A 15,830-nucleotide genomic window follows, 5' to 3' on the forward strand; every position below is an offset into this window, starting at 1 on the left:
CGCGGCGGGCGCGGCCGGTGCTCGGTGCGGCAGGGACTACGCGTCCACTGCGGTTCCCCGCGCCGGCCACATCTAGCTGACGACTGCTCGCTACGTCTTGTTGGCCGCTCCTAGAGTCGCGTGCGCGCTGTGCAGTGGCGTCGCCAAGGTCTTGCATGGGGTCGCCTCTCGCAGCGAAGCGACAGTCTGGCATGCGCGCACCAAGGATTTCTGAGACCTCCGTCGCGTTGGCTCCTCACACTCTCGGCGACACTAAGCGCTCTTTTGCCGGAGTGTTGGATGCGCTTATACGCCGGACTCTCGCGCGTGTTTCCCCGCTCCTTCAGCGCCAAGCTGCTGGCGGTGACGTTCGTTGGCATCCATCTGCCGTTGCTGCTGTTGATCGCATGGCTGGCATCGCAAAGCGAGCTGGGCGGGCGCCCGTTGTGGTCGGTGGTACTCGTGGCATTGCTGGCCACGCTGGCCGGCACCGCGCTGACCTTGGTGGCGTTGTATCGCCTGCTGGCGCCGCTGCGTATCGCCGCCGATGCACTGGATGCGTATTATGCCGATCAGCGCCTGCCCACGCTTCCGGAAACGGGTGACGACGAATTGGGTCGGCTGTTGCGCGGCATCAACCGCAGCCTGCGCGGCATCGATGCCGGCATGCGCGACCTCAAAAAACATGCCTTGTTCGATCCGTTGACCGAAGCGCTGAACCGGCGCGGCTGCGAACAGGCGATGCGCGATTCGGTAACCGCCTCGCAGCGCGAAGGCTGGCCGTTTGTGCTGTTCGTGCTGGACATGGACAACCTCAAGCAGGTCAACGACCGCTTCGGCCATCTGGCCGGCGACCGCGTGCTGGTGCGCCTGGTGGACTCGGCCTACGGCTGGCTGGGCGCGCAGGATTGGGTCGGGCGCTGGGGCGGCGACGAATTCCTCCTCGGCATCCATGCCAGTGAAGACGACGCCACGCTCAAGCTCAATCAATGGCTGTCGATGCTCGAGCGCGAAGATGACCACGACGCGCCGCTGCATGTGAGCGCCGGCAGTGCGGTGTGCGAACAAGGGCTGGATGCCACCGAACTGTATCGCCGCGCCGATGCGGCGATGTACCGGGCCAAGTTCTCTGGTGGCCGACGTCTGGTGCGCGACGGGCACGACACCCCGCGCGGACATCCGGTGACCTGACCACTAGCCGCCAGGTTGCGGCAGCAAGCGGCAGGCAATCCCGCGCACTGGCCGCCGATGACACGGGCAGGCTGCGGCGCAGAGCGCTAAAATGCCCAATTCCCTTGCTGCGGTGCCGTCGATGCGCTTCCCGTTTCTGTCGCTGTCCCTGGCCGTGTCCATCGCGCTGGCCGGCTGTTCCAATGACTCCGCGCCGTCGGCATCCACCACCGCGCCGGCCGCCACTGCCAAGGCCCCCGTGAAAGCAGAAGCCCGCAACCACGACGAAAGTTCCTACGCCCAGCCGCAGCTGGTGGTCATCAAGGACTTGGCGCTGGACCTGAAGCTGGATTTCGATACCAAGCAGATCGGTGGCACCGCCACCTATACGCTGGAGTGGAAGGACAAGGCCGCCAAGCAATTGGTGCTGGACACGCGCGAGCTCAGCATTGCGCAGGTACAGGCCGACGATGGCAAGGGCGGCCTGACGCCGCTGCAGTTCGCCTTGGCACCGGTCGACAAGACCTTCGGCAGCAAGCTCACCATCGAAGCGCCGAATCAGCCGCGCAAGGTGGTGATCACCTATCACACCGCGCCGACTGCCTCGGGCCTGCAGTGGTTGGAGCCGTCGATGACCGAAGGCAAGCAACTGCCTTTCATGTTCAGCCAGTCGCAGGCGATCCACGCGCGCAGCTGGGTGCCGTTGCAGGACACCCCGAGCGTGCGCTTCACCTATAGCGCGCATGTCACCTCGCGCCCGGACGTGATGGTGCTGATGAGCGCCGATAACGACCCCAAGGCCGTGCGTGATGGCGATTACAGCTTCAAGATGCCTGAGCCGATTCCCTCGTATCTGCTGGCGATTGCCGCCGGTGATGTGGTGTTCAAGCCGATTTCCGCGCGCTCGGGCGTGTGGGCCGAGCCGGCGATGGCCGACAAGGCCGCCAAGGAATTCGAAGACACCGAAAAAATGATCGGTGCCGCCGAAAAACTCTACGGCCCGTATCGCTGGGGCCGTTACGACATGCTGGTGCTGCCGCCGTCGTTCCCGTTCGGTGGCATGGAAAACCCGCGCCTGACCTTCGCCACGCCCACCGTGATTGTCGGCGACAAATCGCTGGTGTCGTTGGTCGCGCACGAGCTGGCGCATAGCTGGTCCGGTAACCTGGTGACCAATGCGAGATGGAAGGACATCTGGCTCAACGAAGGCTTTACGACCTACGTGCAGGGCCGCATCACCGAGGTGTTGTACGGCACCGAGATGGCCGAGATGGAGCGCGAGATCGACCAGGGCGATCTGCTGGCCGAAGTGAAGGACATGCCGCCGGCCGACCAGGTGCTGGAGCTGCCGCCGCTGGCGCAGCGCGACCCCGACGAAGCCTTGAGCCAGGTCGCCTATGTCAAGGGTGCGTGGTTCCTGCATTTCCTGGAGCAGCGTTTCGGTCGCGAGGTGTTCGACCCGTTCCTGCGTGGCTGGTTCGACGATCACGCGTTCCAGAGCGCCACCACCGACCAGTTCGTCGATTACCTCAAGAAGAATCTGCTGGACAAGCATCCCAACACCGTGAGCGCAGCCGAAGTGGATGCGTGGCTGAAGCAGCCGGGTATTCCGGCGTTTGCGGCCAAAGCGCGCTCGCGCAGTTTCTCGATCGTGGACACCGCACGCATCGCCTGGAGCGGCAGCGGCACCTTGCCGAACAAGCAGGTCACCAGCGAGTGGGGCACGCAGGAATGGGTGCACTTCCTCAGCAGCATGGGCGCCACGCTCAAGCCCGAACAGCTCAAGCAGCTGGACGATGCGTACCACTTCACCGGCACCCCGAATGGCGAGATCGCGATGCGCTGGTATCCGCTGGCGATCCGCAGCGGCTATACCGACGCGCGTGCTGCTGCGGGCGAGTTCATCGAACGCGTCGGCCGTCGCAAGCTGGTGCTGCCGATCTACGCCGAGCTGTTGAAGACGCCGGACGGCATCGCGTTTGCCGAACAGGCCTTCGAAAAAGCCAAGCCCAGCTATCACCCGATCACCACTGCCTCGGTGGCCGAGATGATCGCCAAGGCCAAGGCGGCAACGCCTGCTGCAGCTCCTGCAGCTGCACCAGCACCTGCAGAGAAGCCGGCTCCGACGCAGCAGTAAATCGCAGCGCAACGCAGAGCCGTCAGTCCGGCGGCAAGTGCAACACACGGGGAGCCTTGTGCTCCCCGTGTGTTGTCTGCGTAGCCGGCGCGAATTCTGGCCGTCGTGCATGCAGCCTGCAACGCCAGGCTGCTATGGTTGCTGTCGTTTCTCACGCCTTTCGGAGTCGACGATGAAGTATCTGCTGAGTGCGGCCTTGTGCGTCGCCGCCCTGAGTGCCTGCACCGACCGCGAGGCGCAACGTCAGGCGCAGGCAACCGCGCAGGCGCAGGCCAAGGAAACCCAGGCCGATGCGCTCGCCAAGCAATACGACGAAGCGGTGAAGGCGCAGAACTGGGACATGGCACGTGCGCACGGTGCAGCCTTGATCGAAGGTTATGCTGGCACTGCGGCTGCCAAGCGGATCGAACCGGGCTATGCCGATATCAAAGCCAAGGGCGAGCAGGAGCGCGAGCTGCGCCGCATGCAGGCGTTGTGGCAATACTCTCAAGTGCCGGCCAAGGGGGGCACGCAGCGCTCGGCGATGATCGATGCCAAACAACGTGTGGACGTGGATGGCAGCGGGCCCAAGCCGGTCAGCCTGGTGTTCCGCGATCACCCGCAATGGAAGCGCCACAGCTACCTCGTACTCAATGCCGGCGATTTCAATTGCTACGGCGGGTGCAAGGTGCAAGTTGCTGCCGATGGCGGCGCACCGCGCGCGATGGCAGCGCACCGTCCGGACACCGACGAAGCCATCGCCATGTTCATCGATGACGACAAAGCGTTGTGGAAGCTGGTGCGTAATGCAAAGCGCATCAGCATTACCTTCCCGGTCAAGGCCGGTGGAACGCGCACGGCCGAGTTCGAGGTTGGTGGCTTGGATACCACACAGATGCCGGGCTGGAAGTAAGAGCGGATACAAAACTGCTGCGCAGCCGCTGGGTGGGCGAGACCGTTGCTTGGAATCGTTATGTACCACGCGGATATTGCGGTCCCGGCGCGCCGTCCACATCCGTCCGCATTCGCCCGACGACTGCTCGCAACGTTTAGGGACTCTAAGCGCAACGTTGACACAAGATTTGCTTATACAACGTGCTCGCAAGCGGGTGCCGCGCAAGCAAGTTTGATCGGCCACGCGGTCCATCTGTCGGTGTCGCCGCCTTTATCGGCATAGAGCGCTTGGAATGTCTAACACACGTAGCAAGCCGTCGTCCTGTGGGCACGAACTGCGCGTAGGAATGGCTGTGCAGTCTTTCTGTGATTCGCTCTTAGCGACGCTGCTGCTTGCGCACCGTGCATGCCATGACCGCCGCCTGCAGCATTGAATCACTCACTTTCATGTCTTCTTACGGATGGACAGCATGACGCTCACCGCGCTCTCTCCCAGATTGTCTGACTACCGCCATTGGGTCTTCGACATGGACGGCACGCTGACCGAGGCTGCGCACGACTTCGCCTTGATCCGTCGCGTGCTGGAGATTCCGCCAGAGGCCGACATCCTGCATCACCTGGCAGCGCTGCCGGCCGATGATGCAGCAGCCAAGCACGCGTGGTTGCTCGAACACGAGCGCGCGCTTGCGCAGGCCGCACGCGCGGCACCGGGCGCAGTGGCACTGGTGCGTGCATTGCATGCCGCCGGGTGCCGGCTTGGCATGCTCACCCGCAATGCGCGCGAACTGGCAGCCATCACCTTGCAGGCGATCGGCCTGGACGATGCGTTCGGCTGGGAAGACATCGTCGGCCGCGATGAAGCCGCACCCAAACCAGCGCCCGATGGGCTGCACTATTTCCAACAGCGCTGGTCGGTGCAGGGCAGCGCGCTGGTGATGGTCGGCGACCACCACAATGACCTCGCCTGCGGCCGTGCCGTCGGCGCCTGCACTGTCTTGGTCAACACGCCTGGCGACCCCTGGCCTGGCTTTGCCGACTGGCGCCTACACGATTGCACGCAGTTACTTGCGCAGTGGCGGAGCGAACGCTAGGCGCACGTGCTTCTGCTCTTCGCCAGGCTGTTTACTGTTCGCAAAGCGCCAGCGATCAGAAATTCTCACCGTCGCCAGCCACTGCAGTCTCACTGGCCATTCGAGCATCTCTCCGGCAAAGGCAGGCTCCGTGCTTGGTACGTCGAGCCGCGTCCACTTGCCATAGCGCGCTGCATTTGCGCGGTATGAGAGCAGCAAGAAAACACCTTAGCCAATCCTGTCCAACGGACTGACAGGTAATGGGCTGCACCGCCTGTGTCACAGCACGCACGGCGCAAACTGTGCCAAAAGCGTGACAGTGCCAAGTGATCCGCCCGCCGTCATCACCACCAACCCTTGTTAACTCGACGTGGTGCAACGCACCAGTTCGCTGGCATGCAGTTTGCTCAGCTTCTCTCGACGTTTCCTACGTCCGTGTCGCCACTGGCGGGTGGAGATGAAAACCGACGCCACGCGCGGCCACGAAGGCCAGCCGCTGGTGATCGGCAGCATCATGTACATGGTCAGTGCGTATCCGAACAACGTGTTCGCCATCGACCTGGCGGCGCAGGATGACGGTGGCAAGGTGCTGTGGAAATACACCCCGCAACAGGATGAGCGCGCGGTGGCGGTGGCGTGCTGCGATACGGTCAACCGCGGCGCCTCGTATGCCGACGGCAACTGGTGTTCGGTCGCCTCAATGGCGATGTGATTGCACTCGATGCCAAGACCGGCAAGGAAGTGTGGAAGCAAAAACTCGCCCACCCGGATAAGGGTGAAACCATTACCATGGCGCCGATCATCGCCGATGGCAAGTGGTTGCCGGCATCAGCGGTAACGAGTTCGGTGTGCTTGGTCTCGTGGCGGCCTACAACCTGTCCGATGGCAAACAGGCATGGTCCTGCGAGGCGGCCGGCACCGACAAGGCGATCTGCCTGGGCCCTGATTTCAACAAGGCCAATCCGCAACATGGTCAGCTCGGCGATCTGGGCGTCAAGACCTTTCCCAACGAAGAATGGAAGCGCGGTGGTGGCTCTGCCTGGGGCTGGTATGGCTACGACCCGACGTTGAAGCTGGTGTATTACGGCACCGGCAATCCCGGCCTGTGGAGCCCGTCGTATCGTTGCGGCAAGACCTCGCAGGAGGACTGCAACAACGGCGAGCATGACAACAAGTGGTCAATGACCTTGTTCGCCCGCAAGATCGGAACGGCTTTTCCTACGTGCTCGATCGTCGCGACTGCATGCTGCTGCGCGCGCCTGAGCGGATCGATATCGGCACTGCGGGTTATGCGTTAGTCGATTTGCATGCACGCTGGACAATCAGCGAAAGGTGTCGTTGTTCGCACGCGTCGACAACGTATTCAACCGCCGCTATGCAACTTACGCAGCGGTGGCCGAAGACGTGTTTCCCGATGGCGAACTCGCGCGCCCGCAGGACGTGCCGCTGGGAACTGGCCCCTCGCGGTTTCTCGCGCCCGGTGTCCCTCGGCAGTTACTGGTTGGGTTGCGCTGGAATCTGTAGCGCATTGGCAGTGCATGCGCCCGACATGGGCCGCCAGCCGCAGAGAGGCACGCGGTACGCCCACCCAGCAGGCTGATCGTCTAGGACCTCAGCGGCGAGCGCCGACACCGTACTGAAAGAACGTGGGGGTCTGGCCTACCGTCACCTCCAGTCCTGCAGCGCTGCATGCGGCTTGCAGTTCGCTGGTTGTGTAGTAGTTTTTGACGATGGTGCTGACGTTGCCATTACGCAGGCGTCGCTGCATCAACTGGCCTTCCAGGCCCACGACATGCGGCGAAAGCGCTTCTGGCTTTGGAAGATTGTCGACGAAGAAGAACTTCCCGCCCGCATCCAGCGCGTCCGCCACCTGGCGCAGGAACTGCGGTAACAACTGGCGAGGGACATGCGAGATCCAGAACGCGAATACCACTGCGTCGTAGGTCCGCGTGGCTTGCCATTGAAACAGATCTGCCTGCACGGTACGCACCCGCTGGTCACGGGTTGCCGGATTGATCTTCAGCATCTGTGCCGATCCATCGACCAGGGTGAGTGTCTGTGCGGTCGGGAGCAATCGGATGCTCCAGATGCCGGTACCGGCCGCCAGTTCCAGGATATCGCCCTGCAGCGCTGCGGCATCCAGTGCTTCCTGCACATGTGCCGCTTCCTCGCACCACCTGTTATTGGCCGCATCGCCCTCGTCGAAGGACCCGCGACGGAACCACCAGTCGTCGTATTCTGCTGCGCGATCGTTGTAGTAGCGTTGTTGTTCGAGCAGTACCGATTGCCATTGCGTCATGATGTGCTCCGGGTCGTGAGGTGTGCGATGACAGCCTAGCAATGCGTGAGCCGAGATCGTCAGGCCGCTTGCAAGGCCTGGAAGCGATGCTGGCCCAGGCGGATCGCGGCGATGATGTCGGCGGTCGCGTACATATCCAGCACCTTGGGATACTCCAGGATCGTGGCTGGCGCGCCCTGATCGAGCAGCAATTTGTTCAAGCACAGAAAGCCGATCGTCCGGATGTTGGCCTCGGCGAACAGGTGATGCTGGTTGAGCTGCTGACAACACTGCGCGATGGCGTGCAGCGTTGCATCGTCCGGTTCGGCACCCATGCGGCGATTCGAGGGCAAGGGCACTTGAGCGGCATAGTGCGACAGAATGTCCTGTGCTTTTTCAAAGCACAGCCTGGGGCTGCGAGCATGTGCGATCAGCCGTCCGGCGTGCTCGCACGTTGGCGGTTCGACCTCGATCCAGCCGTTGGTAGCGGCCATGGAGCTGTGAAACTCGGCCAGCCCCTGTGCCGAGCAGTTGCGCCCCAGGTGCAGCGCGAATTCGACCGGCTGCGTGCGGTAGCCCAACTGAAAACGCGCATGCAGCGGAGGCGAGCCGCGTTTGAAGACATCGGCCACCGCAAGGTCGTGCAGCTGGCAGAGCAGATCGGCATCCATGGTCCGATCGGGCGTTTCCATCAGCGCATACATGGCACGCAGGCAGCCGGCCAGATAACCCAGCTCGTTTTCGAAATGGTATCTGCCCCATAAGGATGCATGGCATTCGCCATCCATGAACAGATAGGGGACGGCTGCATCGTGATGCGCTAGGGCCTGTTAACACATCCGAAGCCCATCAACGGTGAGCACAAAGCTGAGGAATCCAAGGAACATGACGTCCAGCTTCTCAAAGCGCGTGAAAATCCGGCGGTAGCCCTTCAAGCGACGGAACAGCCTCTCCACTTCGTTGCGCCGCTTGTACATGTGTTGATCGTACTCCCAAGGATGGACCCGATTGGACTTGGGTGGGACGACCGGCACGAAACCAAGATCGAGCGCCAACTGGCGGGTTTCATTGCCTTCGTAAGCGCGATCCATTAGCAGATGAATCGGCCGCTTCACTTGCCCCAAATGTTCAAGCAATGCCCGGCCTGCTGGTGCGTCATGTGCGTTGCCAGGCGTCAATCCGAACGTGATGGCTGTTCGAGCATCTGCAGCAACCATATGAATCTTGGTGTTCCATCCGCCGCGGGATTTGCCAATCGCCTGTGGGCCTTTTTTTAATGCGCCAGTGCCATCCGGATGCACCTTGATGCTGGTGGAGTCCAGCGAGACCGCTTCGATTTTGATGCGCACGATCTGGCAGGTCTGCAATTGGGCGAACATCCGATCCAGCACACCGGACTTAGCCCAACGGTTCATGCGTGTGTACACCGTATGCCAGTTGCCAAAGCGCTTGGGCAGACCGCGCCATTTGCAGCCGTGCTCTGCGACGTAAAGGATGGCGTTGACCACCTGCAGATTGGTCATGCTGACATTGCCGCGCTGCGCAGGTAAGCAATGTTCGATGAGGGCAAATTGTGCTGGCGTGATCTCCATGTCCAATAGTTTAATCGCCCGAGCCATTAGTGTTAACAGGCCCTAGTTGCCAGGCCTGCGGAAGCCTGTCCCGCGATGCCACGATTGCGAGCTGCATGCGGACCGCATTACGGATACTCGCAGTGCAAGGTGCAGCGCCAAGCGTGGACTCAACCCATGCAAGCAGGGCGATGAGCGCGGCGGCGTCTGTGGTGCGTGGCGGGCGTGCCAGACGAACATCGAAAATCGCCGCATTTACGGCGTTCAAAAGCCCGGCCGCCACTACATCTGCATCACCGTTGCGCACACCGAGCGCAGCGGGTGCGACGCGGCCCAACGTGTCTGCCAGCGCTGTCAGACGCGCCAGGGCGTCGCCAGTGTGGGGATCATCGGCCATCAGTGCGGTGCGGGCCTGCGCGTGCGCCTGCAGGAACTGTTGCATCGCCGCGTCGTCGGGCTGCTGCAGCTGTTCTGCGCTCCACGCGCGAGAATAGACGATGCCGTCGGACAACGCGTCGTAGCACAGCTCGCCGGCAAGCGATTGCGATAACGCCAGCAGTTGCGCTGCAGATGGAGTATCGCGCCCCACGATTCCAGTGATCCATGCGGTCCAACGCTGTCCCGCAGGCGTGCTGGCGATATGCACCACCGCCGAGTCAGTAAGCACCGTCTGCTGTCGTTCGATCATGCGGTCGGGAGTCTGGAATGGTGGCAGCTGCAGACGCCGGGGACCTACCGCAGGCATCACCAGAACACCTTCCATAAAGTCACCAGTGAGGCAGACAACATGATCAGGCCAAAGGCTCGCTTGAGCTTGCGTGTGTGCCAGCGGTGGGCAGCGGAGACACCTGCAGGGGCCATCAGCGTGGCAGGCACAGCCACCGCGATGGCGGCGGTCCAACACACCAACCCCACCAACCCGCGGCTGTCGCCCAACGCAGGCACCGGGCCGAGAACGAAGGTGAGAGCGCCGATCAGGGAGATGGCCAGCCCGACGGCACTTCCCACTGCGACCGCGTTACGCATCTCCAGGCGGTCGTGCTGCACGAGCACGTACGGTACGGTGAGGCTGGCGCCGCCGACACCGGCCGTTGCGCTGAAAAGCCCGATCAACCCACCGATCAGGCGCGTCGGCACACGCGTTGCAAGTGTGTGTATCGGCGGGTCGGCGAGCGGCGGCGCTTGTATTCCCGCGCCGCGAAACATGCGCAGGCCGAAATACGCGGCATACGCACTGAAAATCGCCGCGACCCACACGCCGTGGATGCGGCCGGCGACAATCGCACCGATGGCAGCACCGCCGCCGGCCGCCGGTGCCAGCCGTCGCACCCAGCCGATCGGGAGCGCGCCGCGTCGATACTGCGCAGTCACGGCGCTGGCCGTGGCAGGAATGGTGGCAGCCAATGCAGTGGCGACTGCCACCTGCGGAAGGATGGCGATGTCGATCCGGAAACGCAGCGGTAGCAGCACGATGAAGACCGGCACCATCAGAAAGCCGCCTCCCACGCCGAGCAGGCCGGAAAGAAATCCGGACAGCATGCCGGTCAGAATCAAGAGCGGGTAGATCCAGTTCATGGCGTCCATCACTCCACCGTCCTTTCGCCCCAGGGAAGCGAGTAGGTTTTGATGTTGGTGTAGGCTGCCATGGCCTCCAGAACGCCTTCCTTGTAGCCCAGCCCAGAGTTCTTGATGCCGCCGAACGGCGTGGACTCGAGTCGAAAGCCAGGCACCTCGCGGATGTTCACCGACCCGACCTGCAACTCGGCGACGCATCGCTGTATGTAGTCCCAGCGGTTGCTGCACAGCGCCGACGACAGGCCAAAATCGCTGTCATTGGCGATCCGGATTGCATCGTCGATCGAGTCGATGCGAATGACCGGCGCCACCGGTCCGAAGGTCTCCCGCTGCACCAGTTCCATGGTCGGCAGGACGTGGTCGACGACCGTAGGGGCATACTGTGCGCCGTTACGCCGATGTCCGCACAGAACCTGCGCACCAGCGGCGGCGGCGGCATCGACGCGGCGTTCGATCTGCGCGGCGGCCGCAGCATCGATCACGGTACCCAGATCCATCTGCGGGTCGAACGGATCACCTGCCTTCAGTCGCTGCGTGGCCTGCACAAGGCGCTCCACGAACGCATCGGCGACCTGCCGATGCACCAGCAAGCGCTTGATCGCCGTACAACGTTGCCCGCTGTTGCGATAGGCACCGGCAACCGCCAGCGAAACCGCTTCGTCGAGATCGGCATCTTCCATCACGATCATCGGGTCGTTGCCCCCGAGTTCCAGTACCTGCCGTTTGTAAACGCAACGCTCAGCGATCTGCTTGCCTGCGGCGACGCTGCCGGTAAAGGTCACCAGATCCACCTGCGCGCTGGTCAGCAGCACGTCTGCGATGACCTCCGGTTTGCCGGTTATCACCGTCAGCATCGGTCCAGGAAGTCCCGCATCGGTCAGCAAATCCGCAAACAGCAGGGCGGTCAGCGGCGTCTTCTCACTGGGCTTGAGGAGCATCCGGTTGTTGGTCGCGATGGACGGGGCGATCTTGTGTACCACCTGGTTGAGCGGGTGGTTGAATGGCGTGATCGCCACGATGACACCGAGCAACGGATCGCGCTGTGTGTAGACGCGTCGTTGCTGCCCGCGCTCGGTGATGTCGCATGCATAGATGTCGCCATCGTCGATCAAGACCTGATGCGCGGCTGCGCGCAGCACCTCTGCGGCTCGGCCGACTTCGTAACTGGCATCGCGCACGCACAGCCCGCTCTCGGAAACGATGGAATGCACGAATGCAGCGGTGCGTGCGATCAACAGATCGCGCGCGGTCGAAAGAATGGTATGCCGTTGATGTCGGGTGAGGGTCGGGCGGTAGGCATACGCCTGGGCGAGTGCCGAGTGCACCTCCTCAGGCTGCGCTAGCGGCACCGTTCCGACCAGTGCTCCGTTGTACGGGAAGCGCACCTCCAGCCGCTCGCCGGCGCCATCCATCCGTGTACCGGCGATACGCCACTGCTCATGTCGCAATTGCATGTTGCCCACCTCGGCTCCTTCGTCTCGTTCAATGCATCTGCGCATGGGCACTGCTAGCACCCATCTCCGCAGTGACCGGCACGGCATGCGGCGGCGACGCGGCGTTTGCCGCTGGCGCGCCGTCGACCACGCCCCGGAACCACAACTCCACGTTCATCAGCATCCACACCTTCTTGCCATAGAAGTCGTAGTCCAGCGATTGCGGGTGCGAGAGGAAATGCTCCAGCCGCCGCGCATCGAACAGCCCACGTTCGCGCGATCGCTTGTCGAGCAGGATCGCTTTCGCATCGTCGAGCATGCCGGCCTTGAGCCAGTCGTCCAGCGGTGTGGGGAATCCCATCTTCTTGCGCTGCGCAAGATGCGGCGGCAACAGGCGTTGGGCGCCGGTGCGCAGCAGATACTTGCTCTGGTCCAGCACTTCGGACGCGTTGAAGGCCGATGTGCCAAGGGCGCGGATCAGCGCGAGCGGGGAACGCCATTTCATCTTCAGACGATGCGGCATATGGATAAACGTCTCCACCAGTTCGTGGTCGACAAACGGGACGCGTCCTTCCAATGAGGCGAGCATGCCGATGGTGTCCACCTTGTCCAATACGCACCCCAGATGGATTTTCTGAAAGACGTGCAACACCCTGTCGTGCGGATCGCAATCGCGTGTCTGCGCAAAGGCTTCCTCGAACGGGGCTAGCGTCTTTTGATCGCCGTTCAAACGGCTGCGCACATCGGGCGATAACAGCGCCATCTTCTCGTCCAGCGGCATCCAGTGATACACGTTGAAGAAATGCTCGATCTGGCGTGCGCAGCCGAGGTTGCTGACCGGTCCGTACGGGTCTTTGCCCAGCTTGCTCACCCATTGCGCCGCCGGGCCAAGTAAGCGCCTTGCAGCTGCGATCTTCTTCCAGTCGAATGGCGAGCGCATGACTCGCCCGTAGCCGCCGAACAGTTCGTCCGCGCCATCGCCACTCAGGGCTACCTTGACGTGGCGACGGATCTCCTTCGAGAGCTTTAGCCCTGCCACCATTTGCGGAATCATCAGCGGGGCATCGCATTGCACGATCAATGGCGCCATTCCGTCGATGTATTCCTTGCGGTCGATCACCAGATGGGTGTGTTCGGCGCCGACTGCGGCGGCGGCTTCGGCCGCATAGGCGCCTTCGTCGTAGCCGTGCGTGTCATAGCCGACCGAAAAGGTTTGCGGAGGCGATGCCATATGGCGGGCCATCAGCGCCACCATGATGTTGGAATCCAATCCGCCACTCAGGTAGGCGCCGAGTGGAACATCCGACACCAGGCATCGCCGCACCGCCGCATCTAGCTTCTCCGAAAGCGCCTCGAGCCAGTCGGATTCCGTTCTGCCTTGCTCGGGCATGGGCGTGGGCAGCGCCCAATACCGCTGCCGATGTACCCGGGCCGGCGTCACCACCAGCATCTCGCCGGGCAGCAGCTTGTGCACGCCTTCGAAATAGGTGTTGTCCCACACTGGATGACGGAAGCTCAGATAGCTGGAGATGCCATCCAGATCGGCCCGCCGTTCGAATCCGTGATGCGCGAAGAACGCCTTGACCTCCGAAGCGAATACGAAATCCGCGCCTATCTGCGTCCAGTACAGCGGCTTGACACCCAAGCGGTCGCGCGCGAGTGTCAATGTGCCCGTGCGTGGATCCCAGGCCGCGAATGCGAACATGCCCGACAGCCGCTCCACGCACTGGGCACCCCAATGTATGAAGCTGCGCAGCAATACCTCGGTGTCCGAACGTGTACAGAACTGTGCGCCCAACGCTTCGAGTTGTTCGCGCAGTTGCTTGTAGTTGTAGATCTCGCCGTTGAACACCAGCGCAACACCGGTGTGCGCGTCGATCATGGGCTGATGGCCGCCGGGTACATCGATCACACTGAGTCGCCGGAAGCCCAGACCGAGCGGGCCGGAGAGATGGATGCCCGCGTCGTCCGGACCACGGTGCACGATGGTCTGGTTCATCGCATGCAGCATGTCGCGTTGCTCGAAACGGGCGCCGTCACGATGAAAGATACCTACGAATCCGCACATTGGATGTTCCTTTCAGCAAGTACTGCAGGCGCAGACATGGAGGATGCAATGGGAAGCCGATGGGCCTTGCGCAGGTCTTCCTCGCAGTCGATCTCTATCCACGGACGCCCGCCCATCCAGACGACCAGTGCAGGAAATTCTCCCGACAGTTCGGGAATGACGCTGGTGTAGTACGCCTGCTGGAGCTCGCCATGACGGACGCGGTCGACGATGCGTTCGCACAGCGCGGACGCGGCGCGCTCGCTGAAGCGGGCGATACCGATGAAATTGCCGTCGCCCAGCGCAACGGAGATGTGGCTACCCAGGTCGACAAGTCGTTCGCCCTGTGCCAGCACCCGCATTGTGCCTTCGAGGCAGGCGCGCCCATCGGCCAGCACAGCGATCTCCGCCTCGGTGCGGACCAGATCGCGCAGCGCATCGCTGTCCACCCAGACATCGGCGAACAGGATTACGCAGGTGTCGGAAAGCAGCTGTGCGAATGCAGCCAGGGTCCACAGATTGTTAGTGTCCCCAAAGCCGGGATACAGGTGAGGCTGGACGTGCGGCGGCAGCACCCTGGCCACGTCGTCGCTGCGATAGCCAAGTATCACGTGGATGTCGTCGATGCCAAGCATTGAAAGCGCATCGATCTGATGCTGGATCAGATGCCTGTCTGCCAGTTTCAGCAGACACTTTGGCAGTTCGGTATGCGCTCTGAGTCGGCTGCCGGTGCCTGCGGCAAGGATGATCGCCCTCATGACAAGGCCTTCTCAGGGAGGCGGTCAAGCAAGCCCAGACGCTCGCATTCGTCCTGAACATGCGCGCTGTCTAGGACACCGACCTTGCGTAGCGTGCCGATGCATGACCGTGACGCCTCGCGCCGGACCTGCGCTACTTGCTGCGGTGAATAGCAGTCGTTGATCACCTCATCGGCTTGCGCTTCGTCCAAACCGATATCGTGCAACTGCCCCCGCACGGCCACCAGGTCGGTGTCGGTGAAGATTGCAATGAACGAGGGCAACAGCGGACCGATTCGTTGTTTGAGTCGCTCGCTCAACTGCGGCCAGGTCAGTGCAATGAAGCTCGTAAAGAAACGGTGGTGTCTACTTTCGTCTTCTGCATGGTCCTTCATGACTTGACGTACGGCGTCGATCACCCGTGGGTCGCGCGGAATTTCGACCAGGTTCTTAGTGATCAGTGTTTCGGAAATCGAGCAGAAGAACAGAGGTAGCAACTCGGCTATGGACGAGTCGGCGCGCGCGAACTCACGTTGCAGGCGTTCATAGAAAGCAGGAGGCTTCGCAGATGTAGCCTGGATTCCGGTCTGCGCCTGCACTAGGCGCGCAAGATCGGCGGTCAGTTTGCCGTGGTAGGACTCGTCCACCAGAATGTTCCAGGCGTCGATGACCATGTCCTGCGGAAGTTCGAATCCGCTGTCGTCGCGCGCGATCCGATAGACCGCCGTGTTGACTACCTGATGCTCCAGCACCTGCGTGAACTCCAGGTTGCTGTACAGCGCCTGCGCCAACAACCAGTGCAAGGCATCCGGACCCTGCGCCTGCACCAGGTGGTGGCGATGGCACGCCAGCAGTTCGGGTGTGAACAGCAAACCGTTTTGCCAGTCATTGGCATCTGGGGCGTGCACCGGTAGCGGGCCGCGTACCTTCGCGTAGCGTGCCCATTCCTTGAATGGCATT

The 15,830-nt window shown here is 62.3% G+C and carries 15 protein-coding genes, 1 other RNA gene and 1 pseudogene; 8 read left to right on the plus strand and 9 right to left on the minus strand.

Annotated elements, in window-relative coordinates:
* The first annotated feature begins 31 nt into the window (after positions 1-31).
* The 8 genes and pseudogenes from KWO_RS03380 to KWO_RS22420 form a co-directional block, all read left to right on the plus strand.
* Positions 32-106, plus strand: a non-coding RNA gene (locus tag KWO_RS03380) — sX9 sRNA.
* A 173-nt stretch (positions 107-279) separates the two neighbouring features.
* Positions 280-1,170, plus strand: coding sequence for a GGDEF domain-containing protein (locus KWO_RS03385; RefSeq protein WP_010368280.1), 891 nt, complete (start codon positions 280-282; stop codon positions 1,168-1,170).
* A gap of 121 nt (positions 1,171-1,291) precedes the next feature.
* The gene (locus KWO_RS03390) at positions 1,292-3,286 is read left to right on the plus strand and encodes a M1 family metallopeptidase (RefSeq protein WP_026113137.1); all 1,995 of its coding nucleotides are present in this window, start codon (positions 1,292-1,294) and stop codon (positions 3,284-3,286) included.
* 172 nt (positions 3,287-3,458) lie between these two features.
* The gene (locus KWO_RS03395) at positions 3,459-4,178 is read left to right on the plus strand and encodes a hypothetical protein (RefSeq protein WP_010368278.1); all 720 of its coding nucleotides are present in this window, start codon (positions 3,459-3,461) and stop codon (positions 4,176-4,178) included.
* A 442-nt stretch (positions 4,179-4,620) separates the two neighbouring features.
* Entirely contained in the window at positions 4,621-5,250 is a 630-nt protein-coding gene (locus tag KWO_RS03400) for an HAD family hydrolase (RefSeq protein WP_017112913.1), read from the plus strand.
* Between the two features lie 436 nt (positions 5,251-5,686).
* Positions 5,687-5,941 (plus strand): hypothetical protein, encoded by a 255-nt coding sequence (locus tag KWO_RS23435; protein WP_017112912.1) that lies wholly within the window; start codon positions 5,687-5,689, stop codon positions 5,939-5,941.
* Between the two features lie 103 nt (positions 5,942-6,044).
* Positions 6,045-6,527, plus strand: a complete 483-nt coding sequence (locus KWO_RS23635; RefSeq protein WP_033006608.1) for a PQQ-binding-like beta-propeller repeat protein — start codon at positions 6,045-6,047, stop codon at positions 6,525-6,527.
* Positions 6,485-6,753 (plus strand): annotated as a pseudogene (locus KWO_RS22420) (TonB-dependent receptor); the annotation flags it as partial. The gene KWO_RS23635 and the pseudogene KWO_RS22420, both read left to right, overlap by 43 nt.
* 88 nt (positions 6,754-6,841) lie before the next feature.
* Here the strand turns inward: KWO_RS22420 and KWO_RS03410 are convergent.
* From KWO_RS03410 to KWO_RS03450, 9 genes are all read right to left on the minus strand, one after another.
* Positions 6,842-7,528: a class I SAM-dependent DNA methyltransferase gene (locus KWO_RS03410; RefSeq protein ID WP_010375999.1), complete on the minus strand. Its 687-nt coding sequence runs from the start codon at positions 7,526-7,528 to the stop codon at positions 6,842-6,844.
* A 59-nt stretch (positions 7,529-7,587) separates the two neighbouring features.
* Positions 7,588-8,295 (minus strand): hypothetical protein, encoded by a 708-nt coding sequence (locus KWO_RS03415; RefSeq protein WP_010375997.1) that lies wholly within the window; start codon positions 8,293-8,295, stop codon positions 7,588-7,590.
* A gap of 42 nt (positions 8,296-8,337) precedes the next feature.
* Positions 8,338-9,099 carry an IS5 family transposase gene (locus tag KWO_RS03420; protein WP_106888038.1) on the minus strand — a complete coding sequence of 254 codons (762 nt, stop codon included), beginning with the start codon at positions 9,097-9,099 and terminating at the stop codon, positions 8,338-8,340.
* Between the two features lie 10 nt (positions 9,100-9,109).
* A complete protein-coding gene (locus KWO_RS03425; protein ID WP_227479828.1) occupies positions 9,110-9,589 on the minus strand; it encodes a hypothetical protein in 480 nt (159 codons plus the stop codon).
* A 233-nt stretch (positions 9,590-9,822) separates the two neighbouring features.
* Positions 9,823-10,653, minus strand: coding sequence for a sulfite exporter TauE/SafE family protein (locus KWO_RS03430; RefSeq protein WP_227479827.1), 831 nt, complete (start codon positions 10,651-10,653; stop codon positions 9,823-9,825).
* 8 nt (positions 10,654-10,661) lie between these two features.
* Positions 10,662-12,152 carry a phosphonoacetaldehyde dehydrogenase gene (gene phnY / locus KWO_RS03435; protein ID WP_238692673.1) on the minus strand — a complete coding sequence of 497 codons (1,491 nt, stop codon included), beginning with the start codon at positions 12,150-12,152 and terminating at the stop codon, positions 10,662-10,664.
* Positions 12,136-14,154 (minus strand): asparagine synthase (glutamine-hydrolyzing), encoded by a 2,019-nt coding sequence (gene asnB / locus KWO_RS03440; protein WP_010375713.1) that lies wholly within the window; start codon positions 14,152-14,154, stop codon positions 12,136-12,138. Before asnB ends, phnY begins: the two co-directional genes overlap by 17 nt.
* Positions 14,139-14,891, minus strand: a complete 753-nt coding sequence (locus KWO_RS03445; protein ID WP_010368267.1) for a phosphocholine cytidylyltransferase family protein — start codon at positions 14,889-14,891, stop codon at positions 14,139-14,141. The genes asnB and KWO_RS03445 overlap by 16 nt, the downstream gene beginning before the upstream one ends.
* Complete coding sequence (locus tag KWO_RS03450; RefSeq protein WP_010375711.1) at positions 14,888-15,829, minus strand: diiron oxygenase; 942 nt, start codon at positions 15,827-15,829, stop codon at positions 14,888-14,890. The genes KWO_RS03445 and KWO_RS03450 overlap by 4 nt, the downstream gene beginning before the upstream one ends.
* Position 15,830 lies beyond the last annotated feature (1 nt).

This window comes from Xanthomonas vasicola pv. musacearum NCPPB 4379 (genome assembly GCF_000277895.2).
In the GTDB taxonomy this organism is placed as follows: Bacteria; Pseudomonadota; Gammaproteobacteria; order Xanthomonadales; family Xanthomonadaceae; genus Xanthomonas; species Xanthomonas vasicola.